The sequence below is a fragment of the Paraburkholderia ginsengisoli NBRC 100965 genome (assembly GCF_000739735.1).
Lineage (GTDB): Bacteria > Pseudomonadota > Gammaproteobacteria > Burkholderiales > Burkholderiaceae > Paraburkholderia > Paraburkholderia ginsengisoli.
Genome location: NZ_BBJF01000004.1, coordinates 969,549 through 994,894, shown reverse-complemented (window position 1 = coordinate 994,894; position 25,346 = coordinate 969,549). Strand labels below are relative to the sequence as shown.

Genomic DNA, 25,346 nt, shown 5'->3' with positions numbered 1-25,346 from the left:
TATTTTGCAGGGGATTCGACCTCGTCCGTTTGGCCAGGTTCTGCCCTGGGAGCGCGTTTGTTATGCTGTCGCTTCAATGCCCGACGCGGCCCGCGCGTCGCGCAATTGCCCCACGTCTCGTCCGGAATCCATGCTCCAGCTTTTCTACTCCAACCGCTATGAAACGCTTGTCGGCGCACTGCTCGACGACCTCGCGCACGCGCCGTCCGATCCGTGGACCGCGCAGCCGGTGATCGTTCCGAGTGCGGCGGTGAGGCGGCGGCTCGAGCTCGATATCGCGAATCGTCAGGGCATCTGCGCGAACGTTAACTTTGGTTATCTCGCGCAATGGCTGTGGGCGCAGATCGGCGGCGTGATCGAAGTGCCGAGGCATTCGCCGTTCGCACCTGACCGGCTCGTGTGGCGCTGCTACCGGCTGCTCGGTGAAACCGGTGACGCGCTGCCGTGGAATGCGTCGCCGCGTCTGCGCACCTATCTCGACGCGGCGGACGCGTCGATGCGCTACGAACTCGCGCGGCGCGTCGCGACCGTGCTCGACCACTATCTGACCTATCGCCCCGAGTGGCTATTGCAATGGCAAAAGGGCGGCTCGATCTTCGCGAGCAGCGCGGCGGATGACAACGGTCCGCGTCTGACCGGCGCGAGCGACGCGGCGCGTGAGGACGAACGCTGGCAGGCCGCGTTGTGGCGCGCGGTGCTCGGCGAGCTGGCGCAAGTCGCGGGCAATGCGCAGACGTCTGCTGCCGCGTTGCCGCCCGCGTATCGCTTCCTGGAGGAAATCGGCACGCTCGATCTCGAAGCGATCTCGAACGCGCAATGGCCCGAAGCGGTCAGTGTGTTCGCGCTGCCGACCATGCCGCCGCTGCACGTCGCGTTGTTGCGCGCGCTGTCGCGCTGGGTCGATGTGCGTCTGTACGTGATGAACCCATGCCGCGAGTTCTGGTTCGACGTGGTGAGCGAAGGGCGCGTGCAGGCCCTCGACGCCGCGGGCCAGCTCGACTACCAGGAAGTGGGCCATCCGCTGCTTGCCGAATGGGGCCGTCAAACGCAGGCGCAGTTGCACATGCTGCATGAGTTGACCGAGAGCGCCGCGTCTGGCGAGACCGGCGACTTCACCGAGAACGCGGAGCCGAGCTGGCTCGCCGCCGTGCAGAACGGCATTCTCGATCTGCGCCTCGAAGCCGACGCCGACGAGTGGCCGATCGAACGCGGTATCGAAGTTCATGTCTGCCACAGCCTGTCGCGGCAGCTCGAAGTGCTGCACGACCGGCTGCTCGGCTGGTTTGACGAGTTCGACGACTTGCAGCCGTCCGACGTGCTGGTCGCCGTGTCCGATCTCGCTGCGGCCGGCCCGTTGATCGACGCGGTATTCGGCACCACGCCCCTGGGCGACACGCGCCGCATTCCGTATCGGATCACCGGCTTGCCGCCGTCGCAGGCCAATCCGGTCGCGCGTCTGTTGCTGGAGTGGCTGGCGTTGCCCGAGCGTAGCGTGGGCGCGCCGGAGCTGATCGAATGGCTGCGGGTCGATGCGATCGCCGTGCGTTACGGGATCGATGCGAACTCGCTCGAAGCCGCGCAGGAATGGCTCGCCGCAGCCGGTGCGCGGCGCGGCCTCGCGCCGCTTGAACCGACCGGCGAACACGTGCCGATTGCCCGCCATACGTTCTCGGATGCATTGACGCGGCTGTACCTCGGCTATGCGATGCCCGACGGTGGTGAACCGGTCGATGCGTGGCTGCCGGTTGAAGGCGCGGACGGCTCGGACGCCGAATTGCTCGGCCGCCTGTCGCGTTTTGTCGACGACATCGATAGTTTCGCGGCCCGCTGCGCAGTTGAACGCACGCCCGCCGACTGGTCGCAGCTGCTTCTCGAAACGCTCGGTCAGTGCTTCGACGGCGGCGTCGAATTTGCGGACTCGCTCGCCGCCGTGCGCGACGCGATCGACAAGATGAGCGACGCGATGCAAGCCGGCGCGCAAGATGTGATGCTGCCCGCCGCGGTGGTACGCGGCGCGCTTACCGAAGCGCTCGACGACCCCGCTCGCGGCGGCGTGCCTTGGGGCAGCGTGACATTCTCGTCGCTCACCAGCTTGCGCGGCTTGCCGTTCCGCATCGTCTGTCTGCTCGGCATGGACGACGGCGTGCTGCCGAGCCTCGCACGCGCCGACGAGTTCGACCTGATGGCCGCATTCGGCAAAGCCGGCGACCGCCAGCGCCGCGATGACGAGCGCAATCTGTTTCTCGATCTGCTGCTCGCCGCGCGCGAGCGGCTCTTCATCGCGTACACGGGCCGCAGCATTCGCGATAACGCGCCGCTGCCGCCAGCGGCTCTCGTCGACGAACTGCTCGATTATCTCGGGCAGGCATCGGCGGGCGCGGACGCGAGTCCGGCCGAGGTGGAGCGCGCACGGCATGCGTTCGTCGTCGATCATCCGTTGCAGGCGTTCGCATCCGACTACTTCTCATCGCAGCCCGAGCTGTTCACCTACAACAGCGATCGCGCCGAACTGGCGACGCTGCTGGCCGCGCCCAACCATCCCGCCGCCGCGCCGTTCTTTGACAAGCCGCTGCCGCCGGAGGACGCGGCGCCAGTCGCGTTCGACGAATTCGTGCGCTTCTGGCGTCATCCGGCGCGCTCGCTGTTGCGCGACCGCTTGGGCATCGTGCTGTCGGATGCGCAGGGCGAACTGGTCGACACCGAACCGTTCGATCTCGACTACGCGGGACGCGATGCGCTCGCCGATCGTTTGCTGCCCGTGCTGCTCGACACCGATACCGAAGAAGACGACGAGGCCATGTTCGAGCGCGTCCGCCGCGTCGCCGCGGCGAGTCCCGAGCTGCCCGGCGGCGCGACCGGTGCGGTGTGGCGCGCGCTCGAACTCGGCGCGTTGCACAAGCTCGCCACGAGCGTGCGCAGCGAGCTGGCGGCGGGCGTCGAGCGTCTGCCGTTCGTACTCGACATCGCGCCGCGCTGGCCCGCTAGCGCCGACCTCGCCGGCGCGCTGTTCGGCCCGCACGACGCGGCGCTGCGCGAGGCCGCCCAAACGCCGTTGCAACTGCACGGCACATTGAACCTGCTGACCGGAACGGGACAAGTGATTTTTCGCTACGCCAAGGCTACCGCGCGCGACTATCTGTCCGCGTGGCTCGCGCATCTGGTCTATTGCGCGGCGCGTCCGGACGGCCCGCGCCGCACCGTGTGGCATGGCAGCGGCGAGAGTTTCGAGCTCACGCCGGTGGCCGCGCCGCTCGACGAACTCGCGCAGCTTGCCGCGTTGTTCAGGGCAGGGCGCATGCTGCCGCTGCGCTTTTTCCCGAAGAGCGCATGGACGCGCGTCAGTGAAAGCGAGTCGGCGTCGCAGGGCGTCTGGATCAACGACCGCGTGCGCGGCGAGTCCGACGACCCCGCGTTGCGCATCGCGCTGCGCGGCACACCGCTCACGCTCGACGAACCGTTCGGCAGCCTCGCGTCGATCGTCTTCAAGCCGCTGATCCAGCATCTGCGGAGCGCATCATGAGCGGCGCCGTGCAGAGTTACGCGCTGGTCGCCGAAGAACTGGACGTCTTCGCCTGTTCGCTTGATGGCGTCAATCAGATCGAAGCGTCGGCGGGCACCGGCAAGACCTGGAACATTTGCGCGTTGTACGTGCGCTTGCTGCTCGAGAAGAACCTGAACGCGGATCAGATCCTCGTCGTCACGTTCACGAAGGCGGCGACCGCCGAATTGCACGAGCGCATTCGCGGCCGTCTCGCGGAGCTGCATCGCGCGATCGAGATGGATGACGACGGTGGCGATCCGTTCATCCAGCGGCTCTTTGAAACGACGCTCGCGCCGGAGCGCGGCATCGAGCGCGAGGCCGCGTTGAAGGTGGTGCGCCGCGCGCTGCGCACGTTCGACCAGGCAGCGATTCACACGATTCACGCGTTCTGTCAGCGCGCGTTGCAGGAAGCGCCGTTCGCCGCCGCGATGCCGTTCGCGTTCGAGATGGAAGCCGACGACGCCGCATTGCGCTTCGAAATGGCCGCTGATTTCTGGCGCGAGCAGGTCGAGCCGGTGGCCCACGCGCATCCTGCCTTCGCCGCGTGGCTGGTGGCCAAGCGCGCCGGACCGGCATCGCTGGACGAGCAACTCGCGCGGCGTCTGAAGAAGCCGCTCGCGCAGTTGCGCTGGGGCGCCATCGACGCAAGCGGCGGCCACGCCGATCCGCAAGCGGGTTTCGATGCCGCGTGCGCGCTCTGGCATGCGGAGCGCGACGCGATCGTCGCGCTGCTTACGCAGGCGCAGGAGCGTTTGAGCAAGACCACGCACAAGCCCGATCACGTGAGCGCCGCGATCGCCGCATGGAGCGACTACTTCGCGCAGGGCGACTGCCATGCGCCACCGCCGCGCGCCGCGTTGAAGCTGACCGTGTCCGCGTTGAAGAAGGCCACCAAGGTCAAGTTCGAAGCACCCGAGCATCCGTTCTTCGAACACGCGGAAGCGTTGGCGGCCACCGTGGTCGCGGCCGAAACCGCGCAGCGCGCGCGCTGGCTCGAACTCGTGCAGACGTGGCTCGACTACGCGCCCGCCGAACTCGCGGCGCGCAAGCGCACGCGCCGGGTGGTGTCCTTCGACGATCTGCTGTCGAACCTGTATCGCGCGCTGGCCGCTCACCCCTGGCTTGCCGATGCGTTGCGCGCGCGTTATCCGGCTGCGCTGATCGACGAGTTTCAGGACACCGATCCGCTGCAGTTTGCGATCTTCAGCCGCATCTTCGCGCCGGCCGGTCCGTTGTTCCTGGTCGGCGATCCGAAGCAGGCCATCTACAGTTTTCGCGCGGCAGATCTGCACACGTATCTCGCCGCGCGCGCGGCGGCCTCGGCGTGCTACACGCTCGCCGTCAACCAGCGCTCGACCGCGCCGATCGTCGAGGCGTGCAACCGGTTGTTCGAAGCGAACCCGCAGGCGTTCGTGCTCGAAGGCCTCGACTATCAGCCGGTGCGCGCGGGCGAGCGACGCCGGCCGCCGTTCGCCGACCCCGGCGCGGACGCGGGCGACTTCCGTATCTGGACCTTGCCGCAAGGTGACGCAGCGTTGACCAAGCGCGACGCGCAACGCGAAGCGAGCGAAGCGTGCGCCGCCGAAATCGTGCGCTTGCTGCGTGGCGCGCGTGAAGGCACGGTGACGATCGGCGACGCGCCGCTCGCGCCCGGCAACATTGCGGTACTGGTGCAAACGCACAAGCAGGGCAGTCTGATCAAACGCGTGCTGGCGGCGTGGGGCGTCGGCAGCGTGGAGCTCGCGCAGGCGTCGGTGTTCGCGACGCTCGACGCCGAGCAGATCGAGCGCGTGCTAGCCGCCGTCGACACACCCGGCGATCTGCGCCGCTTGCGCGCCGCGCTCGCCACCGACTGGCTGGGCCTCGACGCCGCCGCGCTGTGGCGTCTCGAGCAGGTTGCCGACGCGCCGTCGGTTGCCGACGATCCCGCGCACGCGGCCGACGCGATGGGCTGGGTCGAACGCTTCTCGCGTTTTCGCACGCTGTGGCACGAGCGTGGCTTCGCGGTGATGTGGCGCACGCTGATGCGCGAACTGCGCGTCGCGCAACGGCTGGTCGCCGGGCAGGATGGCGAGCGTCGTTTGACGAACGTGAACCATCTGGCCGAACTCGTGCAGGCGCGCGCCGCTACGCAGCCGGGCATCGCGCCGACCTTGCGCTGGCTCGCCGCGCAACGCGCGCAGGGCGGCGGCGAAGACGCGCAGTTGCGGCTCGAATCGGACCGCAACCTCGTGCAGATCGTCACCGTCCACAAATCGAAGGGACTCGAATATGCGGTGGTGTTCTGTCCGTTTCTGAACGACGGCGGATTGCGCGAGCCGCCGTCGTCCGGCTTGCCCGATGCGCGCGAGTATCACGACGAAGCGGGCGAAGCGGTGCTTCACTACGGTTGCGACGACGAGGAAGCCGAGCGCGCGTCGCGTTACGCGATGCGCGAGCAGGCGGCGGAGCGGGCCCGGCTCGTGTACGTGGCGCTGACGCGCGCGGTGTATCGCTGCTATCTGGTCGCGGGGACGTACCTCTCATCGCGCTCGACCAAAGAGTCGCGCCGCAGCGTGCTGAACTGGCTGGTGGGTGGCAGCGGGCACAGCTTCGACGACTGGCTCGCCGAGCCGCCCGACGAAGCCACGTTGAGCGCATGTTGGCAGGCGCTGGCCGGTGGCCCGATCACGTTGCAGGCGTTGCCGTCGGTGACGCGCCGCACGCCATTGGAGAGTCTTCACGACGAGGGCGCGCATCGGCAGGCGCGGACCAATCGCAGGCCGCTGCGCGATCAGTGGCGCATGGCGAGTTTCAGCGGGCTGATCGCGGCCGGCGGTAAAGCGGAGGAGATGCACGCGCCGGCGGAAGACGTGCGGCCCGATCACGACGAGATCGCCGATGCGCTGATCCCCGCCCCGCTGAGCGCGCCTATGTCGCAAGCGCCGTCGTATGCCGAGGACGACATTCTCGCGTTCCCGCGCGGCGCCGCGGCGGGCGACTGTTTGCATCGCATGTTCGAACTCGCGGACTTCACCGATCCGCACACGTGGACGGATGCGATTCGCGGCGCGTTGCGCGAGCGGCCCGCGCCCGCTGTGGCCGAACTCGCGGTGCGTCTGCCGGCGATGATGCACAACCTGCTCGCCGATGTCGTTGCCACCGAACTCGCGCCCGGCATGAGGCTGGCGGAGCTCGATCCGCGCCGGCGTCTGAACGAACTGGAGTTTCTGTTTGCCGCGCCGTCGCTCGATTTTCCCGCGCTGCGCGAGTTGCTGATCGAACACGGCTATCCCGATGTCGCGCTGGAGCCGGGCGTGTTGCGCGGCTTCGTCAAAGGATTTATCGACATGATCGTCGAGCACGACGGCCGCTTCTGGATCGTCGACTGGAAGTCGAACCATCTGGGCGATACGGCTGCCGATTACGCCGCCGCGCCGCTCGAAGCGGCGATGGCGAGCCACGCGTATCACTTGCAGGCGCTGCTTTATACAGTCGCACTGCATCGCTATCTGAAAACGCGGGTGCGCGACTACTCGTACGACACGCACATCGGCGGGTATCTGTATCTGTTCGTGCGCGGCGTGCGTCCGCAATGGCGCGACGGCGATGCGCCCGCCGGCGTGCATAGGCGGCGGCCCGCGTTCGAACTCGTGGCACTGCTCGACGCGGCGATGATCGGAGGCGTCGCATGAGCACGTTCGAACAGCGTCCGTCGACGCCGCTGGAGCTCGAAGAACTCGGCGTGAACTTGCCCGCGCCGGCCGATTTCAGTATTGCGCTTGCCGAAGGTTTTGCGCGCCGCATCGGTATGCTTGCGCGACGCGGCGGCGCGTCGGCCGACGCGGTGAAGTGGGCGGCGCGGGGCGCGTTCGCCGCGAGCCGCGCGACGGCTGAAGGCCACGTATGCGTGCCGCTTGCGGTGCTGGCGCGACGCTTCGAGGCATCGCGCGCCGAAGTGCGCGCGGCGCTGTTCGCGAGCGGCATGGCGAGCGAGGGTTCGCAGAGCGCGGCGGCGTTGCGGCCGCTGGTGATCGACGGGCAAGGGCGGTTGTATCTCGCGCGGTATTACGACTACGAGCGGCGGCTTGCGCGCTCGCTGGTGGCGCATGCGAGCGGGGGTGATGCGCGGTTGGCGGATGCGCGGGTCGATAAGCGCGATGCGTCGGCGGCGGCTTTGGAAGGCGGTGCCCACGCCAACGCCGCAACACTGCACGCGCGTCTGCTGCGTTACTTCGGTCCGCCGAAGGACGACGAAGTCGACTGGCAGCGCGTCGCGGCGGTCATGGCGTTGTCGGGGCGGCTGACGATCGTCAGCGGCGGACCGGGCACCGGCAAGACCACCACGGTGGTCGGCGTGCTCGCGTGCCTGCTCGACGCGCGCGCCGATCTGCGCATTGCGCTAGCCGCGCCCACCGGCAAGGCGGCGCAGCGGATGCAGGAAGCGTTGCTTGCGCGCGCCGGCGATCTGCCGCCCGAACTCGCTGCGCGTTTGCCGCAGACTTCCTACACGTTGCATCGTCTGCTCGGCTCCGGGCCGGGGGGACGCTTCCGCCATCATCGCGACAATCCGCTGCCGTACGATGTCGTCGTGATCGACGAGGCGTCGATGATCGACGTCGCGATGGCCGCGCATCTGCTCGACGCAATTGCCCCGCAGACGCGTCTCGTGATGCTCGGCGACAAGGACCAGCTCGCGGCCGTCGAAGCCGGCGCGGTATTCGCCGAACTCAGTGCGCGGCCGGCCTTCACGTCGGGCGGCGTGCAGCGGATCGCGGCGGCGCTCGGCATCGAAGAGGCGCGGCTCGCGCAGGCATTGCCGGCTGTGTCGCGCGAGGTCGACGAAAGGCCCGGCGACTTCTTCGCATCGTTCGATGCGTCGGACGATTTCGATGCGCCGCCCGACGATCTGTTTGCGCACGCCGCGCAACCGGATGCGTTCGACCGGCCACCCGAAGACGATCTGTTCGAGTTCGATAGCGCGGGACCGGTCGAGAATATGCGCTCGTCGCGGCGGTTTTCTGCGGCCGCGTTTCCATCCGGCGCACAAAGTCCACTGGCCGATTGCGTCGTCTGGCTCGAGCGCAACTATCGGTTCGGCCTCGAATCGCCGATCGGTCGCCTATCGCTCGCGATCCGCAGCGGCTCCGCGAACGCGGCGCTCGACGTGCTGCAGATCGACCCCGCTGAGGCATGCCCGGCGGCGCTGCACGAAGACACGCACGCGACGTTGGCCGAGCGCACGGTCGCGCGGCTCGCCGCAGGCTTCGCGCCTTACGCCGAAGCGCTTGCCTCAGCGCTCGCCGCCGACACCCCGGACCCGTTGCCGTTGTTCGATGCGTTGAACCGCTTCCGCATTTTGTGCGCGACCCGTTCGGGTCCGCGTGGCGTCGATCAGGTGAACGCGGCGATGGCCGCGCAGGTGCGCCGCGCGGCGGGCGTGACGCTCGCGGTGGGTGCGCAGTGGTTCGCGGGGCGTCCGGTGATGGTCACGCGCAACGATTACGCGCTGGGTCTGTTCAACGGCGACATCGGCATTGCGTTGCCGGGCGCGGGCGGCGCGCTGCGTGTGTATTTCCGAACCGGCGACGGCGGTCTGCGGGCGGTATCGCCGGCGGCGCTTCCGCCGCACGACACGGCTTTCGCGTTGACGGTCCACAAGTCGCAAGGCTCGGAGTTCGAGCACGCGGTGCTGACGCTGCCGTCGGTGTTCAGCCGGGTGTTGTCGCGCGAACTCGTGTACACGGCGATCACTCGCGCGCGCGAGCGGGTAGAGGTGGTCGGCTCGCGCGCGGTGCTGGCGCAGGCCATTGCGACGCCGACGCAGCGGGATTCGGGATTGGCGGCGCGGATTGCGGAGGTATGGGGCGGCGCTTGAGTCGTGACGTGCGGCAATCTGAAGCCCGCTTAGGTTCCGCTCACGACGCTCCGCAAACGCCCAGGCTCGCTTGAACTACCACCGGCTCAGCTAACGATCCCGTCCGTTCGTGTCCGGGCATCGACGCGATGCCGCATCGTTTTCCGATACCACAATGTCCACAGCGCGAGACCGCCGTAGATGCCGTAGCCGATGAACGGCGAGACGATCAGGAAGCGCTCGATCGGCCACGTCAGCGCCATCCACGCACGCAGCGCGGTCTCGAAGGTGAGGCCCGCGCCCCACACGAGCGTCATCAGCCGCATCGACGACGCGAGGCCCGGCCGCTCACGCCACAGCGCTTCGAAATGCGCGGCGCCGCCTTCCATCTCGCGGGCGACGGTGGCGCGCGCCAGGTAAAAGATCAGCGGGCGGCGCATCGGCAGCGACAGCAGGAACACCACGCCGATCGCGCCGGACACCAGCGATTCGCGCAACAGCAGCACACGCGGACTGCCGCCGAACGCCATCGCCGCGACCGACAGTACGATGCCGGCCACCACCATCACGCTGAGCGCATCGACGCGGCGAAAGCGCGCCAGCTCGATCAGGCTCCAGACGATCGGCGGCACCGCGGACGCGATCAGCGCGCCGGTCTCGCCGACATGCGGCAGCGCGAACCGGTAGGCGAGCCACGGCAGCAGAAAATTGACGGCCAGCTCGACCACGAAACCAGGACGAATCTTCATGCGGATTTACGCAGTGAGCAAAACGCGCAGTATCGAGGAACAGATCGTCGCAGTGCAAACAGTTTTTCCCGGCGGCTCCCGCCCGGCGGGTCGATAGCGGCTGGCCTGTCGATCACCGCGCACGCAGTGCCACACCCCATCGCAAGCCGCTGTGTACACTTACGTCTCCGAGCCGAAGCCACTCTCATGACACACCGTTATCCGATCCCGCCGAACGAAATCGAATTGACCGCAGTGCGTGCGCAAGGAGCGGGCGGCCAGAACGTCAACAAGGTGTCGAGCGCCATCCATCTGCGATTCGACGTGCAGGCTTCGTCGCTGCCGGAAGTGTTGAAGATGCGCCTGCTCGCGCTGTCGGATCATCGGCTCACCCGCGCCGGCGTCGTGATCATCAAGGCGCAGGAGCATCGCACCCAGGAGATGAACCGTGCGGCGGCGCTTGCGCGGCTCGATGAACTGATCGAAAGTGTCAGCGTGACGCGCAAGCCGCGCGTCGCGACCCGGCCGACGCGTGCGTCGAACCGGCGCCGCCTCGACAGCAAGGCCAAACGTGGCGAGATCAAAGCCGGCCGCGGCCGCGTCGGCGACTAGCGCGATCAGCCTTTAACGACCAACGCTTAGCGCTTGCCGCCGCGCCCGGTCGGATGCGCATCCGCGTTCGATGAGTTCGGCACGAAGTCGACGCACAGCACATGCGTGCCGTCACGTTCGAAAGCGATCGCCGCGGTGTAGCAATCCTGACCGTCCGCGAGCGAATAGTGCGGCCCCATCATCGCGACGCGTCCCGGCGCGGCGAGCGCATGCCTGAAATAGGCGCGCCGCGACCAGTTGCTGCGCGTCTCCGAGTAGAGCGGCGCGAGCCGCAGCGGAGGCGGCGGCACCGACGCGGCCGTCACCGATGGCTGGGTCTGCTCGCCCTGTCCGTCGGTGATGAAAACCCGGCGCGCTTCGCGCAGATGCCACACTTTTTGCGCCGCCTGACGCAGATCGCCGGTCGCCTTGTAGGTGTCGGCGGCCGCGAGCACCGCCTCCGCGAACCCCTCGAAGCCGAGCCGTTGATGACCGGCGTGCGCGCGTTCGTAATCGGCGAACTTGCTCCAGATCGACTCGACCAGCGCCGGCACTTTCGCGCAGGCCGCCTGCACAGACCTGTTCGGCTGGCCGAGCCAGAAACCCTGCACGAAATCGATGTCGGCCTGCATCAGGATCATCAGTTCCTCGTCGGTCTCGACTCCCTCGGCCAGCACCAGCGTGCCGGACTGATGAAGCATCGCGATCAGGTGGCTGATCATCGAATCGTCGCCCTCGCGCTTGCCGGCTCGCGCCACCAGCGAGCGGTCGAGTTTGACGATGTCGGGACGGAACCGCCACACGCGGTCGAAGTTCGAAAAGCCGGTGCCGAAGTCGTCGATGGCAATCAGGAAGTCGCGCGGTTGCGACGCCGCGAGCATGCTGGCGACGGCGGATTCGTCGTCGGCGGGCTGCTCGAGCACCTCGATCACGATGCGCTCCTGCGGCAGACCGAAATGCGCGGACAACTCGTCGATAAAGGTGCGCTGCGGCCAGCCGGTTTCGAACACCTGCGGGCGCGTGTTCAGAAACAGCCAGCCGTTGGTGATGCCTTGCTCCATGAAATTCGCCACGTGCAGACAACGCGCGATACGGTCGAGCTCGCGCGCATCGGCGGCCGAGCGGGTGCCCGAGAAGAGCACCTCGGGCGATACCGGCAGGCCGACCGGGTCGAAGGCGCGCAGCAGTCCCTCGTAACCGACCACGCATTGATGCGTGATGGAGACGACCGGCTGGAACACGCTATGCAAAGTCAGCGCGCGCCACGTCGCGGTCCAGCCGGACTCGCCGCGCACCAGGTGCGGGAGCAGGCCGCTGAGGGTCACTTCGGTGACAGATGGCATAGAGGCGGGCAGGAGGGTGGACATGAAGTCATCGCGGCAAGCGGGTAACGGAGCGCGCGAACCCATGCGGCGCGCGACGGGTGCATGGCTCCGGCGTGAGCAGGGCTAAACCGGTCAAGCCCAGGAACGCGTAGAGCGATGCCAGCCATGCTGGACTCCGGCGGAATTAGTCAAAACGAGTCTAGCAGTTTGCAATTCGCATGAATGTGCGGGTAATCACAGACGCCGGGAACTCGGGAGGTATTGCGCGACCGGCCGTCCAGAGCGATCCGGCACGGCGTCGCAGGCCTGACTCTCCGGTCTTCGCGCGCGCTTGCCTCGTGCGAAACCGATTCTCAATCGCAATAATGGCCTGTATTGAGCGAGCGTAGCAGGGCGCCCAGCGGCCGCCCGCCAAACTCCAGGCCAGGACGGTGCTCATACGTTTCTGTGCGCTTTTGCGCTTGTTTTCGCACGTGGCTGATGCTGGTTATCGAGCCGAGCCGAGCCGTCGACGGTTCACTTCGGGGGAAGGCCTGCCGCAGTCGCCAGCAGGTTTGGCGCACGGCGGGTATGCTCCTGCTTTTCGTGAAAAGGGAGTGCAGGCATGTCGGAAATCGCGGTGGTCGCAATCTCGGTGGCGAAGCCGGGCTATGAAGATCAATTGCGTGAGGCGCTCGAAGGCATCGTCGGGCCGACACGCAAGGAGCACGGCGCGCTTCAGTACGATCTGCATCGCGATGTGCAGGAGCCGCGCCGGTTCGTGTTCGTCGAGCGTTGGGAAAGTCAGGCGGCGCTCGCGGCGCATGCGAAATCCGCGCACATCGAGGCCTATAAGAAGGTCGTCGCGGACTGGGTCGAACACGCGGAAATTCGCGTCGTGTCGAAGATCGCGTAAGTCACTGCGCGAGTGTTTGGCTGAGGAGTGTTCCTCAGCGTTGTCTGAGCGCTTAGGCGAACTGTCACACATAACGGCGAGCCAGCCGTGCGGCCGGAGCCGGCCCACGCGGCGCTCGCCGTTTGTCTTTAATGCGTGGCTTGCGGGACGTCGAGGATCAGGATGATGGTCCAGTCGGCATCGCCGTCATGGTGATACTGCCGTTCCGCGACGATGAACGGTTGCTGCTTGCCGTCCGGGCCGAGGAACAGCACGTCGCCTTCCATCGGCAGGCACTCGACGGGCGGCAGCGCGAGGAACGCTTCCTGACCGCCGCGCGGCATCAGTTTTTCAATTTTGCGAGATGCTGCTTCGGTCCATTCGATATCTAGCTGGATGTTGCTCATGCTGTCCTCCGCACCAGGGTGCGCACGGGTTAGGGGTTCCGGCGGGCGCCGGTCGGTGCGCGACTTTAGCATACCGAAAGCCGGGCGCCGGCGGCATGGCGCGGCTCACGGGGAGAGTGCGGCGAGGGGCGGATTTGGCCGCCAACGCGTCGCCCCGACCGCGGCGCAAAGTCGCCAGCTTTTTACGCGTCCCATTGCGCGTCCATCAGACAACGAAAAAAGCCGAAACCGGCGGTGCCGGCTTCGGCTTTTCACCTTCGCGGCGAGGCCGTAGGTGTGCCGTGTGACTTTGCTTACGAACTGGAAGCGTCCGCTGGCTTCTTGCGGTGATGCGGCGACATTTTGTGGTGCTTTTCAGACGTGGCCGGCGCGCTTTGCATCGCCTGCTGGCGGTTTTGCAAATCTTGCGCACGCTGTTCGACGTCGGCGACCTTGGCCGGATCAGTGCTCATCGTGATGCCGTTGTCCTGCGCGTACGCCGCGCCCGTGACGGCACCGAGGGAAACCAGGACTGCCAGGGACATTCTTTTCATCGTTACCTCCGCAGATGGTTGTGGATCCGAGTATTGCCCGTCCAGACGGAAAGACAATGCATTCTAGTCAGCAATCTTCGCTCCAGCAGGCGGCTTGTTGCCGCGATAACCATTTGTTACATCTCGACGTGAGTGGGGGATCGTCACGAGCCGAGCGGTGACTTAACAAGCATAGGTCAAGGCGAGATGCACATGCACCACTGAAAGAATTCGCATCTCTAACTAAAGTGCCGTCCTGGCATCTACTTTGTCAAAACCAGCCAATTGCGCGATAGACATGAAACTGCGCGATCCCGACGATCTCGTGCAGCGCGATTTCCGCATTCACGAGATTGCCATAGCGCGGCAATACACCAAGACGTGTGTGCCGCGCGCTCGAGATCAGCGGCTGCGGCGCAACCCCGAAGCGATGGAAGTCGAGCAGCGCGCGCCGCATCTGATACGCGGAAGTCACGAGTATCAGCGCGTCGTAACGGGAGTGGCCGAGTATCGCCGCGACGTTGCGCGCGTTTTCATATGTCGTGAGGCTGGTGTTTTCCAGCACGATGTCCGCGCGCGGGACCCGCTCGCGCAGCAGGTAGGGCAGATAGGTGTCGGCTTCGGTTGCGTCATGGCGCTGCGGATTGCCGCCGCTGACGATCACCTGGCAAGTGATCGCCGTCTGTTTGCACGCGGCGTAGCTCGCCGCGCTGACCTTGATGCGGGTCATCACGTCGCGCGGCGGCACGAGCACGTTGTCGTCGTCGTAAACGGTGCCGCCGCCCAGCAGGATGATCGCGGTGCGCGGCGCGAAAGTGGTGGTCGCGGCGCTCTGTGGGCGCGCCTGCACGAGCGCGAGCAGGGGTGCCGTCAGCCAGCCGGCGGCGAGCAGCCAGAACAGCGCGATCATGCACACGACGAGCGGGCGCCTGGCGCGCTTCCATAGCACGATTGCTGCAAAAAAAAGCGCTAATAAAGTGAATAGAATCAATTTAAATGGGGTAACGTATGTCTTTCGGGACAAATCTACGGGCTTGCTATCGCGCCGCAGCGGTTGCATCGCCGGTTCGTAGACAGAACGCTAACATGCCGTTCAGACGGGGGTTCCGAAACGAGACTAGGCAGCACCTGGCGGATCGCCGTTGCTCGAGATACAGCCGGCTTCCAGCCAAGGGCGGGTGCTACGCGCGTCACTGGTGGCGCGGTGACGTGTTGGGCATAGATGTGTCATAGCTGCACTTTAAGAAAGAAGTGAGATGACCACGTATTCCAACGAAGCGGTACTTGAAGCGCTGCGGCGAGCGCAATATCGCCAGGTTCCATGGGCCAGACGGCCGGGCGTTTTCCAATATCTTCGTGCGCTGGGTCTGATGGACACCGTTCGGCAGCGCACCGTCGCGCCGGCACCGGGCTTTCATGCACCTGTCGACATCGCCGTGCTCACCGAGCGGGGCCGAGCCGAGTTTGCGCGGCTCGCGCACGATGAGCGTCTGTTGAGCTGGACTGCACAGCGCACCAACGACTACGTCGTCGCCTCAGCCGACGTGCGGACTACCGCCGCTCTGGAAGCGCGGCCCTAGTCTGCCACGCCTGGCGTCGAGCCTGTTTTCCGGTCGCATCGAGCGGCTGGCGGTGGCCTTTTGCTTCCTCGTCGGCCACTGCGGCAGGCGCGTCGTCATCGGCGGCCATCGTCCACGCGAAAAAAAGCCCGTATCACAAGGATACGGGCGTACCGGATTTACTACTGCCACGCTGTGCTAATGGCGTTAAATCAGACTGGCACAGCGTCCGGTGGTTCCCCTCTCGTTCAATTGACCAACAGACGGCGCATGTCGAACCGCGCGACGTGCGCTCCATCGCACAAGTCCGCTTCGCTCCAGCGATCCCTAACGATGCCGCGTCGGTTCTTCACGCGGCGTATCAAGACGCGCACGCACGTTACTGGCGATGTCGCCACGCAGATCGCCGCGCGGCGCGGGCGGTGTGAAGTCGCGGCTGCGCGTCTGACTTTGCTGCCAGGCTTCGAGGGTAGCCGTGCGATCCGGCCGCCAGTTCCAAGCCTGTGGACGCTCCTGGGAGAGCGCCGGTGCGGCCATTGATGAAATCACAATGCCGCACAGAAGCAGTGACATTGGTTTCATGCTGAGCTCCCGTCAAGCCGATCGACTCAAGGCCTGTTTGCATACGTATAAGGTATGCCGGAGCGCGAAAGCACGCTGTAAGTAATAGTAAATGGATGTTTCACCCGCAGTCGTCGGACCGCTTCGGACATCGAAGCAGCGCGGCGATTCGCAGCGTGAAGGGACGACTGGATGGGCGCGCCAGACGGCGGTGCCCATGACGGCGCACGGGCCGTTCGATACACGCGCGGTGGCCGGATATATGCCGGGCGCCCACAGGCGCCCGGAGGTGAAACACTTGTCGCGTCAGGCCATCTTGACCGGCGCGCGCCACGATTCCGGATTGGTCCAGAACGCGCCGCGCAGGCGGTCGCGGCTCGGCGGCGCAGGCGGCTTCGCAGCGGTCGCTCCGATACGGCCACGCAGCGAAATTTCACGGCCGCTCGTGCCGAGTCGCTTAACTATTTCGGCGAGCGTACCATCGGCTTGCCATTCGTCGAAGCGACGGCGGCAAGTCGGCGGCGACGGGTAGCGGCCAGGCAGTTTGGACCAGCCTTCGCCCGTCGACAGTACCCAAAGCACGGCGTTGACTACCGCGCGCGCTTCCACGCGCGGCCGACCACGTCGCTCGCTCCGTGCCGGTTCAGCACAGAACAAAGCCTCGACCAGCGCCCACTCGTTGTCTCTCAAATCGTCGAACAGCATCATGTTTCACCTCAGCGAAGCTAACTCCGGTGCGCTGCCCCGCGCCGCGCACTCTCCATGCACTCGATAGGCGAGTGCCAAGGGGGTCGGGCTTGCCACGGTCTGCTATGCAGTCAGAAGTCATGGCGCCGACCCTGTGTGCATGGAAATGCAGGAAGTGTGCCAAGTTGATTCAGACGGCCTCAAAGCCCCGTGACGGCGGGCCAGCGCGGGCGCTAGCTAGGGGCGTATGAGAATCCAAAAAACCTATCTCGCAAATCGGGACAATCACCAATCTTGTGCAATCAGGCCCGGCCAGCGTGCGTCCGCGCCGTATTGCTGCATTGCAGCGAGAGGACCCATCTGACGGTGCGACATGCGTTTGGCCTTACAATGCGCATCAAATGAAGTTATTGATGAGGTTGGTAAATGAATGTGACGCTGCGTCAGCTAAGGGTTTTCATCGAGGTCGCCCGCCTGCAGAGTTTCAGCCGGGCCGGCGATGAAATCGGCCTGACGCAATCGGCGGTGAGCCGGTGCGTGCGCGAACTCGAGGGCGAGATCGGCCTCAAGCTGATCGATCGCACGACGCGCGAGGTGCAGCTCACCGATGTCGGCGGCAACCTGGTGTCGAGCGTGTCGCGTTTGCTGTCCGATCTCGACGACGCGCTGCGCGAGATCCGCGAAATCGGCGAACAGCGGCGGGGACGCGTGGTCGTAGCCGCCAGCCCGACCGTGGCCTGCCGGCTGATGCCGCGCGTGGTGGCGTCGTGCGGGCGGCAATTTCCGTACATCACGCTGGGCTTGCGCGACGACGTGCAGAGCGACGTGGTGCGCAAGGTGAAGTCGGGGGAGGTCGATTTTGGCGTGATCATCGGCCCGTTTGCCGCGGACGATCTGCTCAGCGAGGCGCTGATGACGGATTCGTTCTGCGTGGTATCGCGCGACGACCACCCGCTGGCCGCTCAGGAGCACGTCGCCTGGACCGACCTCGAAGGTCAGCAACTCGTGATGCTTGATTACGCGTCCGGCAGCCGACCGATCATCGACGCCGCGATGCAGGAGCACGGCGTGAGCGCCACGGTGGTGCAGGAGTTGGGGCATTCCGCGACCGTTTTCGGGCTGGTGGAGGCGGGCGTCGGAGTGAGCGTGCTGCCATGGCTGGCGTTGCCGCTGCCGGCGGGTGCGTCGCTGGTGGCGCGCCCGCTCGTGCCGCGCGCGGAGCGCCGCGTCGAACTGGTGCGGCGGCGCGACCGTTCGTTGTCGCCGGCGGCGGAGGCGGTGTGGGGGTTGATCCGGCAGTTGCCGGCCCGGGCGGAGGATTTGAGTTAAGGGGGAGAGGGAAGCGGTCGCTGCGGTCGCTGGCTGCCGTCTTGCGGGTCGACAAAGAGCGGCGGCGGGGCTTTGGGTGGCGGCTTGAGCAGTAAGTGTTGCGCGAGCGTTTGCGGCTACCGGTTGCGGGCTTCGGAGTATCGCTCATCGCTTGCCAACCGCAAACCGCAAACCGCAAACCGCAACCGCCGTGCACCACCATGCACTGTCCGCCAACCGCCAACCGGCAACCGCCAACCTCCGGCAACTCCAACCACCACTTCGCCGCTCGCTCCCGTCTCCACTCCCACGCCGCGTTAAACTACAGCCTTCCCAAAGCATCAGCTTTTACCTCTCCCCCGTCTGGAACCCTCGATGAGCGATTTGGACCTGTCTGTGCCCTCCATCCCGAATGCGCGCGATGCCGTGCGTGCGCTGCGTCCTTCGCAAATCCGTGAAGTTGCCAACGCCGGTTTCGGCGTCGCCGACGTGCTGCCGTTCTGGTTCGGCGAGTCGGACCGCGTGACACCCGCTTTCATCCGCGACGCCGCCAGCACCGCGCTGGCCGCCGGCGCGACGTTCTACACGCACAACCTGGGCATCGCGCCGCTGCGCGCTGCGCTGGCCACTTACGTCAGCGACCTGCACGGCGCGACTTCGCCGGACCACGTCGCGGTCACGAGCGCAGGCGTCAACGCGTTGATGCTGGCCGCTCAGCTGGTGGTGGGGGCGGGTGACCGGGTCGTTGCCGTGACGCCGCTTTGGCCGAATCTGGTCGAGATTCCGAAGATTCTGGGCGCGCATGTCGAAACGGTGGCGCTGGGCTATGGCGAGCGCGGCTGGCAACTGGACGTCGCGCAATTGCTGACGGCGCTGACGCCCGACACGAAAATGCTGATGATCAACTCGCCGAACAATCCGACCGGCTGGGTGATGAGCCGCGACGACCAGCGCACCGTGCTCGCGCATTGCCGGCGCCACGGCATCTGGATCGTTGCCGACGAGGTCTACGAGCGCCTCTATTACCCGGACGCCGACGCGGCTTCCGTCACGCGCGGCGCGCCGGCGCGGACCGCGCCGTCGTTCCTCGATCTGGCCGGGCGCGATGAACGCGTGATCTGCGTGAACTCGTTCTCGAAGGCGTGGCTGATGACCGGCTGGCGGCTCGGCTGGATCGTCGCGCCCATCTCGTTGATGGACGATCTGGGCAAGCTGGTCGAGTACAACACGTCATGCGCGCCGTCGTTGGTCCAGCAGGCGGGCATCGCGGCCGTGCAGCAGGGCGAGCGCTTCACGCGCGAACTGGTGCTCGATCTAAAGGCATCGCGCGACCATCTGGTGCGCGCGCTGTCCGCGCTGCCGGGTGTCGACGTCAAGGCGCCGTTGGGTGCGATGTACCTGTTTTTCTCGATGCCCGGCGCCGGGCACAGCCTCGATCTGTGCAAGGCGATGGTGCGCGAAGTGGGCTTGGGCATCGCGCCCGGCAGCGCGTTCGGTCCACAGGGCGAGGGTTTCGTGCGGTGGTGCTACGCGTGCGACACGGCGCGGCTGGATGCCGGCGTCGAACGTCTGAAGCGGTTCCTGGCAAGGCACCCAAGCGTTTAGTGCGCACCAGCGGAATGCGGCTCGCCATCCGGCCGAAAAGACCTAATGAAAGAAGCGGAGTTTCTGACTGGTTATCTCCGCTTTCCCCTTCGAGCGCGCCGGCTGAAGGCCGCCCGGAAAATGCGCGGGGGATTTCGTCTTTACGCACTGATTGTTTTTGCGTAATATGGCGCTCAGTCACGCGATTCCTTCCAGGAATATCGCTGCTCCGTCCGGCTGGGTTTGGCTCGATAGTCTGTTTCGCCTCCCCCCGGTGCGTGCTCCCATCAATATGACCGATCAGAATCGGGCGAGCGCGTCTTCAGTTCCACATCGTCTGTTTGATCCGGTTCTTTGACCACAGGGTCTGACCTAGCTGCATGAATACCCAAGAGGCGAAGATCGTCCTCGAGACTGCCTTGATCTGCGCGCAGGAGCCGTTAAAGCTCGGCGAATTGCGCAAGCTCTTTGCCGACGGCGTGTCGGCAGACACCGTTCGGACTTTGCTCGAAGACCTCAGGCAGGACTGGTCTGGGCGCGGTGTGGAGTTGGTCGGGCTGGCGTCGGGCTGGCGGTTTCAAAGCAAGCCCGCGATGCGGTCGTACCTGGATCGTTTGCATCCTGAGAAGCCGCCGAAATACTCGCGCGCGGTGCTCGAAACGCTCGCGATCATTGCGTACCGGCAGCCGGTTACGCGTGGCGATATCGAAGAGATTCGCGGTGTCACAGTGAATACGCAGGTCGTCAAGCAGCTCGAAGATCGCGGCTGGATCGAAGTGATCGGCCACCGTGACGTCCCCGGGCGTCCGGCGCTGTACGCAACCACGCGGCAGTTCCTCGACGACCTCGGGCTGACCGCGCTCGACGAATTGCCGCCGCTCGCGGATCCGTCCGCGCAACTGAATGCGGATCTGCTCGGTCAGCATGCGATCGAGTTCGCCGACATCGCCGAAGCCGCGCAGGGCATATCGGCAGACGTGGAAGGCATAGAAGGCGACACCGCCGGGCAGCCGAAGTTGGCACAGTCGGCCGAAGCGTCAGGAGCAGAATTCGCCGAAACTCACGAAGCTGAATCGCGCGAAACCATGGCGCACGACGCTGAAACGCCAGCCAGCGCTGCTACGGACGTCGCGCCGGCACCGGCGCCGCATCCGGGCACGCTGGACACGCCCGACGCGCCGGCCGCACAAGAACTTGCCGAAACGGCAAACGCAGCATCGCAGACCGGCGTCCCCGGCTCCGCACAGCATCACGATCCGGTCTCCCAGGCCGATCCGGCAATACCCGCGCACGACTCGGGCGCACTCCGAAACACGGAGCGCGCCGCCGAGCCGAACCCGACCACGGCGGCGCACGGCGATCCTGAAGATCGTCGCGATGCCGCGCAGGACGCAGGCATTCTGACCGACGACGAACCCGAGTCGCGCAGCGCCTGACGTAACCGAACTTTTTTGCCGCGCCCGCAACGGGCGTGCGCGACCTGACATTTTGAGGTTGTTTTGACACATACCCACGACACCGATTCGTCCGAATCCGAGCGCGCCGTGCCGTCGGCACGGGCCGACGAAGTGCGCACCACGCAAGCGTCGGCAGGCGAGGGCGAGCGCCCGGCTCAGACCACGGAAGCAGACGGTGAAGACCGTCCGCGCCGCGGCCTGCGTCGCGGACCGCGCAGCCTGATCGCGCGACGCCGCGCCGGGGCCAAGACGAAGGGCGCCGAAGGCGCGCCCGCGCAAGGGGCACCGGTCGTCACCGAGACGCCGCCGGACGGCGAGGTGGTCGCGCAGGTGCGCATGCCGCGCAAGGATGCGGGCGCCAAGGGCCAGGGCTCGCGACGCAACGCCAATGCGGCCGGCGCGAAGCGCGAAGGTGGTCAGCGTGATGGCGCGCCGCAGGAAGGCCGTCGCGAGCGTCAGCCGCGCGAAGGCGGTCAGCGCCAGAATCGCCGTGCTGGTGAAGCGCCGGCGGCGGCCGCCCCGGAAGCCGGTCAGGACGATCTGTTCTCGTATGTGACGTCGCCCGCGTTCGACGCGGACAACAGCGCCACCGGCGGCGTGCGTGCCCCGATGCTGCGCCGTGGCAAGCCGGCTGCGCCCAAGCGCGTACTGGCGGCGGACGACGACGCGCCGAAGCTGCACAAGGTGCTGGCGGAAGCGGGCATGGGTTCGCGCCGCGACATGGAAGAGCTGATCGTCGCCGGCCGGGTGTCGGTGAACGGCGAGCCGGCACACATCGGCCAACGCATCATGCCGACCGACCAGGTCCGTATCAACGGCAAGCCGGTCAAGCGCAAGCTGGCCAACAAGCCGCCGCGCGTGCTGCTGTATCACAAACCGACCGGCGAGATCGTCAGCCACGCGGATCCGGAAGGCCGTCCGTCGGTGTTCGACAAGCTGCCGCCGATGAAAACCGCCAAGTGGCTCGCGGTCGGCCGGCTCGACTTCAACACCGAAGGTCTGCTGATGCTGACCACGTCGGGCGATCTGGCGAACCGTTTCATGCACCCGCGCTATAGCGTCGAGCGTGAATATGCGGTGCGCGTGGTCGGCGAACTGGCTGAAGGCATGCGGCAGAAGCTGCTGCACGGCGTCGAACTGGATGACGGCCCGGCCAATTTCCTGCGCATCCGCGACGGCGGCGGCGAAGGTACCAATCACTGGTATCACGTTGCGCTCGCCGAAGGGCGTAACCGCGAAGTGCGTCGTATGTTCGAAGCGGCCGGCCTGATGGTCAGCCGCCTGATCCGTACGCGTCACGGCCCGATCTCGCTGCCGAAGGGCCTCAAGCGCGGCCGTTGGGAAGAACTCGAGGACAACCAGGTGCGCGCGCTGATGGCGTCGGTTGGCCTGAAGGCGCCGACAGAAGAACGCGGCGGCCGCAGCTCGGCGCCGGAGCGCAAGCAGCCGGATCCGATGCAAACGTCGATGGGCTTCATCAACCGTGAGCCGGTGTTGATGTCGCATAGCCGTTTCGAACAGCAACCGCGCGGTCAAGGCCGTCGTGGTGCGACGGGCGGCGGCTTCGGAAGCGGTGGTGCGGGCGCCGGTTTTGGCGGTGGCCACGGCAATCGGGGCGCAGGCCGTGGTGCTAGCGGCTTCGGCAGCGCATTGGGCGGCGGTGGAGCGGCCGGCCCGTGTGGCGGGCGTGAAGTTGACGGCAATCGCGCGCCGTCGGGCAATGGCAACCGTTCGGGTGGCGGCAAGCGCGCCGGCGGCGCCGGTGCCGGGGCTAATCCGGGTAGCGGCAACCGCGGCCCGGGCGCCAATCGCGGCGGTAACGCGAACCGCGCAGGTGGCGGCAACGTCAACGCGGGTGGCGCCAATCGCGGCGGCGGCGCACCGCGTGGCCGGTCGCGCGGCCGTTAAGCAGCGGTAGTCCCGCAAGTCGGCCGGCTGCGCGCCGTTCCTTGACGATGTTCGCGGCGGCCTTCTTCGGAGTCGATCGATGCGCGCCGCCGGTTTCAAGCAACGCATAAAACCGGCGTGCGGGCGAAAGTAGGGGCAGGGTTGACTTGCCCTGCTTGCGCGGCCCGTTCAGCGGCGGCGCAGAGCGCCTTGCACAAGGCCCGCGAGCCCCGAACGGCAGCGAAAGATTCCCATGAAATCAAGCGGAAATGCGCTTTGCGCGGCGTTCTGCGGTTTGCGTTTGTCCTGAAAAATGGCTACAATCGCGAAGTCGCTGGGCGTGCGGCTTTTCATGTGCGGCTCAGGTGCGACCACCGGTAATAAGATGATGGGCGTTTAGCCCATTTTTTTTTGCCGCTCAGTTCTCGTGGTTCGGCATCTCGGGTTCGCACGAACGTGCGCCGGCCAGGCGCGCGGCCCGCATTGATTGTTTGCAAAACAAGCGGCAGGCTCGCTGCGCGAACATCTAAGAGGGCACTGTGCAACTGACGGAACTGATTGAAACCACGGTCGTGGGACTCGGCTACGAGCTCGTCGACTTCGAGCGCACCGGGCGCGGCATGATGTGTATTTATATCGACCAGCCGGCCGGCATCGCGATCGAAGACTGCGAGAAAGTCACGCGTCAGCTCCAGCACGTTCTGACGGTCGAAAATATCGAATACGAGCGGCTTGAAGTGTCGTCGCCGGGTCTCGACCGCCCGCTGAAAAAACTGGCGGATTTCGAACGCTTCGCAGGCAGCGAAGTGGTAATCACATTGAAAAAGCCATTGGACGGACGGAAATCGTACCGGGGCATTCTGCATGCTCCGCAAGGCGAGACGATCGGTCTGGAATTTGAAGGGAAGGAAGGCGCCGCGATGCTCGATTTCACGCTCGCGGACATGGACAAAGCACGCCTCGTTCCGAAAGTTGACTTTAGGAGCCGCAAACAATGAGTCGCGAAGTGTTGATGCTGGTGGATGCGCTGGCACGCGAGAAGAATGTCGACAAAGACGTGGTATTTGCCGCGCTCGAAGCGGCTCTCGCTTCGGCCTCCAAGAAACTCTTCGAAGAAGATGCGGACATCCGCGTCCATATCGACCGTGAAAGCGGCGAGCACGAAACGTTTCGCCGCTGGAAAGTGGTGCCGGACGAAGCCGGTCTGCAGGAGCCGGATCAGGAAATCCTGCTGTTCGAGGCACGCGAACAGCAGCCCGAAATCCAGCTCGACGAGTACATCGAAGAACCGGTGCCGTCGATCGAGTTCGGCCGGATCGGCGCGCAGGCCGCCAAGCAGGTGATCCTGCAGAAGGTGCGCGACGCCGAGCGCGAGCAGATCCTGAACGACTTCCTCGAGCGCGGCGAGCACATCATGACCGGCTCGGTGAAGCGTCTCGACAAGGGCAACTTTATCGTCGAAACCGGCCGTGTCGAAGCGCTGCTGCGCCGCGACCAGCTGATTCCGAAGGAAAACCTGCGCGTGGGCGACCGCGTGCGCGCCTACATCGCGAAGGTCGATCGTACCGCGCGCGGTCCGCAGATCGAGCTGTCGCGTACGGCGCCCGAATTCCTGATGAAGCTGTTCGAAATGGAAGTGCCGGAAATCGAACAGGGCCTGCTGGAAATCAAGGCGGCCGCCCGCGATCCCGGCGTGCGCGCGAAGATCGGCGTGGTCGCGTACGACAAGCGCATCGATCCGATCGGCACCTGCGTCGGCATTCGCGGCTCGCGCGTGCAGGCCGTGCGCAACGAGCTCGGTGGCGAAAACGTCGACATCGTGCTATGGTCGGAAGATCCCGCACAGTTCGTGATCGGCGCGCTCGCGCCGGCAGCAGTCCAGTCGATCGTCGTCGATGAAGAAAAGCATTCGATGGACGTCGTCGTAGACGAAAACGAACTGGCGGTCGCGATCGGCCGTAGCGGCCAGAACGTGCGTCTTGCCAGCGAACTCACCGGCTGGCAGATCAACATCATGACGCCGGACGAATCTGCGCAAAAGCAGAATCAGGAACGCGGTGTATTGCGTGACCTGTTCATGGCGCGTCTCGATGTCGACGAAGAAGTTGCCGACATCCTGATCGACGAAGGCTTTACGAGCCTCGAAGAGATCGCGTATGTGCCGCTCAACGAAATGCTGGAAATCGAAGCATTCGACGAAGACACCGTTCACGAACTGCGTAATCGCTCGCGCGACGCGCTGTTGACGTTGGCGATCGCGAATGAAGAAAAGGTCGAAAATGTATCGCTCGACCTGAAGAGCCTGGACGGCATGGACGCCGACCTGCTCGCGAAGCTGGCCGAACATCAGGTTCAGACGCGCGACGAACTCGCCGAGCTGGCCGTGGATGAACTGGTCGAGATGACCGGAATGGAAGAGGATGCCGCTAAGGCGTTGATCATGAAAGCACGTGAACACTGGTTCCAGTGAGAAATGACCATGGCGCACT

The 25,346-nt window shown here is 65.8% G+C and carries 19 protein-coding genes and 1 pseudogene; 12 read left to right on the top strand and 8 right to left on the bottom strand.

All coding sequences use genetic code 11. The features are described 5' to 3' along the window. Window positions 1-130 precede the first annotated feature (130 nt). From recC to BGI01S_RS08460, 3 genes are read left to right on the top strand one after another with little or no spacing between them, the layout of a single operon-like run. The gene (recC, locus tag BGI01S_RS08470; RefSeq protein ID WP_042324110.1) at window positions 131-3,520 is read left to right on the top strand and encodes an exodeoxyribonuclease V subunit gamma; all 3,390 of its coding nucleotides are present in this window, start codon (window positions 131-133) and stop codon (window positions 3,518-3,520) included. Further along, window positions 3,517-7,215, top strand: coding sequence for an exodeoxyribonuclease V subunit beta (gene recB / locus BGI01S_RS08465; RefSeq protein WP_042324108.1), 3,699 nt, complete (start codon window positions 3,517-3,519; stop codon window positions 7,213-7,215). Before recC ends, recB begins: the two co-directional genes overlap by 4 nt. Next, window positions 7,212-9,398 carry an AAA family ATPase gene (locus BGI01S_RS08460; RefSeq protein WP_042324107.1) on the top strand — a complete coding sequence of 729 codons (2,187 nt, stop codon included), beginning with the start codon at window positions 7,212-7,214 and terminating at the stop codon, window positions 9,396-9,398. The genes recB and BGI01S_RS08460 overlap by 4 nt, the downstream gene beginning before the upstream one ends. A gap of 86 nt (window positions 9,399-9,484) precedes the next feature. On the opposite strand, the gene BGI01S_RS08455 is transcribed toward BGI01S_RS08460, so the two are convergent. After that, complete coding sequence (locus tag BGI01S_RS08455; protein ID WP_042324105.1) at window positions 9,485-10,126, bottom strand: VC0807 family protein; 642 nt, start codon at window positions 10,124-10,126, stop codon at window positions 9,485-9,487. 186 nt (window positions 10,127-10,312) lie between these two features. On the opposite strand from BGI01S_RS08455, the gene arfB reads away from it, so the two are divergent. Continuing rightward, the gene (gene arfB, locus BGI01S_RS08450; protein WP_042324103.1) at window positions 10,313-10,717 is read left to right on the top strand and encodes an alternative ribosome rescue aminoacyl-tRNA hydrolase ArfB; all 405 of its coding nucleotides are present in this window, start codon (window positions 10,313-10,315) and stop codon (window positions 10,715-10,717) included. 26 nt (window positions 10,718-10,743) lie between these two features. Here the strand turns inward: arfB and BGI01S_RS08445 are convergent, their stop codons facing one another. After that, complete coding sequence (locus BGI01S_RS08445; RefSeq protein WP_232624360.1) at window positions 10,744-12,063, bottom strand: EAL domain-containing protein; 1,320 nt, start codon at window positions 12,061-12,063, stop codon at window positions 10,744-10,746. A gap of 562 nt (window positions 12,064-12,625) precedes the next feature. Between BGI01S_RS08445 and BGI01S_RS08440 the strand changes: the two genes are divergently transcribed. Beyond that, window positions 12,626-12,916, top strand: a complete 291-nt coding sequence (locus tag BGI01S_RS08440; RefSeq protein WP_042324098.1) for a putative quinol monooxygenase — start codon at window positions 12,626-12,628, stop codon at window positions 12,914-12,916. 128 nt (window positions 12,917-13,044) lie between these two features. Here the strand turns inward: BGI01S_RS08440 and BGI01S_RS08435 are convergent, their stop codons facing one another. From BGI01S_RS08435 to BGI01S_RS08425, 3 genes are all read right to left on the bottom strand, one after another. After that, window positions 13,045-13,302, bottom strand: a complete 258-nt coding sequence (locus BGI01S_RS08435) for a hypothetical protein (RefSeq protein ID WP_007182306.1) — start codon at window positions 13,300-13,302, stop codon at window positions 13,045-13,047. Window positions 13,303-13,595: 293 nt separating this feature from the next. After that, entirely contained in the window at window positions 13,596-13,835 is a 240-nt protein-coding gene (locus BGI01S_RS08430; protein ID WP_042324096.1) for a hypothetical protein, read from the bottom strand. 250 nt (window positions 13,836-14,085) lie between these two features. Further along, window positions 14,086-14,805 (bottom strand): YdcF family protein, encoded by a 720-nt coding sequence (locus BGI01S_RS08425; RefSeq protein WP_408638614.1) that lies wholly within the window; start codon window positions 14,803-14,805, stop codon window positions 14,086-14,088. Window positions 14,806-15,070: 265 nt separating this feature from the next. Here BGI01S_RS08425 and BGI01S_RS08420 point away from each other — a divergent pair, with 265 nt between their 5' ends. Further along, a complete protein-coding gene (locus BGI01S_RS08420) occupies window positions 15,071-15,394 on the top strand; it encodes a hypothetical protein (protein ID WP_042324091.1) in 324 nt (107 codons plus the stop codon). A gap of 306 nt (window positions 15,395-15,700) precedes the next feature. Here the strand turns inward: BGI01S_RS08420 and BGI01S_RS08415 are convergent, their stop codons facing one another. Next, window positions 15,701-15,955 carry a hypothetical protein gene (locus tag BGI01S_RS08415; protein WP_042324089.1) on the bottom strand — a complete coding sequence of 85 codons (255 nt, stop codon included), beginning with the start codon at window positions 15,953-15,955 and terminating at the stop codon, window positions 15,701-15,703. 288 nt (window positions 15,956-16,243) lie between these two features. Next, window positions 16,244-16,639 (bottom strand): annotated as a pseudogene (locus BGI01S_RS08410) (transposase); the annotation flags it as partial. A 408-nt stretch (window positions 16,640-17,047) separates the two neighbouring features. Here BGI01S_RS08410 and BGI01S_RS08405 point away from each other — a divergent pair. The 4 genes from BGI01S_RS08405 to rluB all read left to right on the top strand — a co-directional run bounded on the left by BGI01S_RS08405 (window position 17,048) and on the right by rluB (window position 22,878). Next, window positions 17,048-17,950 (top strand): LysR family transcriptional regulator, encoded by a 903-nt coding sequence (locus BGI01S_RS08405; RefSeq protein WP_042324087.1) that lies wholly within the window; start codon window positions 17,048-17,050, stop codon window positions 17,948-17,950. Between the two features lie 354 nt (window positions 17,951-18,304). Next, window positions 18,305-19,534, top strand: coding sequence for a pyridoxal phosphate-dependent aminotransferase (locus BGI01S_RS08400; protein ID WP_042324085.1), 1,230 nt, complete (start codon window positions 18,305-18,307; stop codon window positions 19,532-19,534). Between the two features lie 359 nt (window positions 19,535-19,893). After that, window positions 19,894-20,949 carry an SMC-Scp complex subunit ScpB gene (gene scpB / locus BGI01S_RS08395; protein WP_042324082.1) on the top strand — a complete coding sequence of 352 codons (1,056 nt, stop codon included), beginning with the start codon at window positions 19,894-19,896 and terminating at the stop codon, window positions 20,947-20,949. 63 nt (window positions 20,950-21,012) lie between these two features. Next, complete coding sequence (gene rluB / locus BGI01S_RS08390; protein ID WP_042324080.1) at window positions 21,013-22,878, top strand: 23S rRNA pseudouridine(2605) synthase RluB; 1,866 nt, start codon at window positions 21,013-21,015, stop codon at window positions 22,876-22,878. Between the two features lie 168 nt (window positions 22,879-23,046). Here the strand turns inward: rluB and BGI01S_RS30120 are convergent, their stop codons facing one another. Next, window positions 23,047-23,211: a hypothetical protein gene (locus BGI01S_RS30120; protein WP_157004133.1), complete on the bottom strand. Its 165-nt coding sequence runs from the start codon at window positions 23,209-23,211 to the stop codon at window positions 23,047-23,049. Window positions 23,212-23,396: 185 nt separating this feature from the next. Here BGI01S_RS30120 and rimP point away from each other — a divergent pair, with 185 nt between their 5' ends. Continuing rightward, window positions 23,397-23,855 carry a ribosome maturation factor RimP gene (rimP, locus tag BGI01S_RS08385; protein WP_042324078.1) on the top strand — a complete coding sequence of 153 codons (459 nt, stop codon included), beginning with the start codon at window positions 23,397-23,399 and terminating at the stop codon, window positions 23,853-23,855. Then, on the top strand, window positions 23,852-25,327 hold the full coding sequence (gene nusA / locus BGI01S_RS08380; RefSeq protein ID WP_042324076.1) for a transcription termination factor NusA: 1,476 nt from the start codon (window positions 23,852-23,854) through the stop codon (window positions 25,325-25,327). The genes rimP and nusA overlap by 4 nt, the downstream gene beginning before the upstream one ends. The last annotated feature ends 19 nt before the right edge of the window (window positions 25,328-25,346 follow it).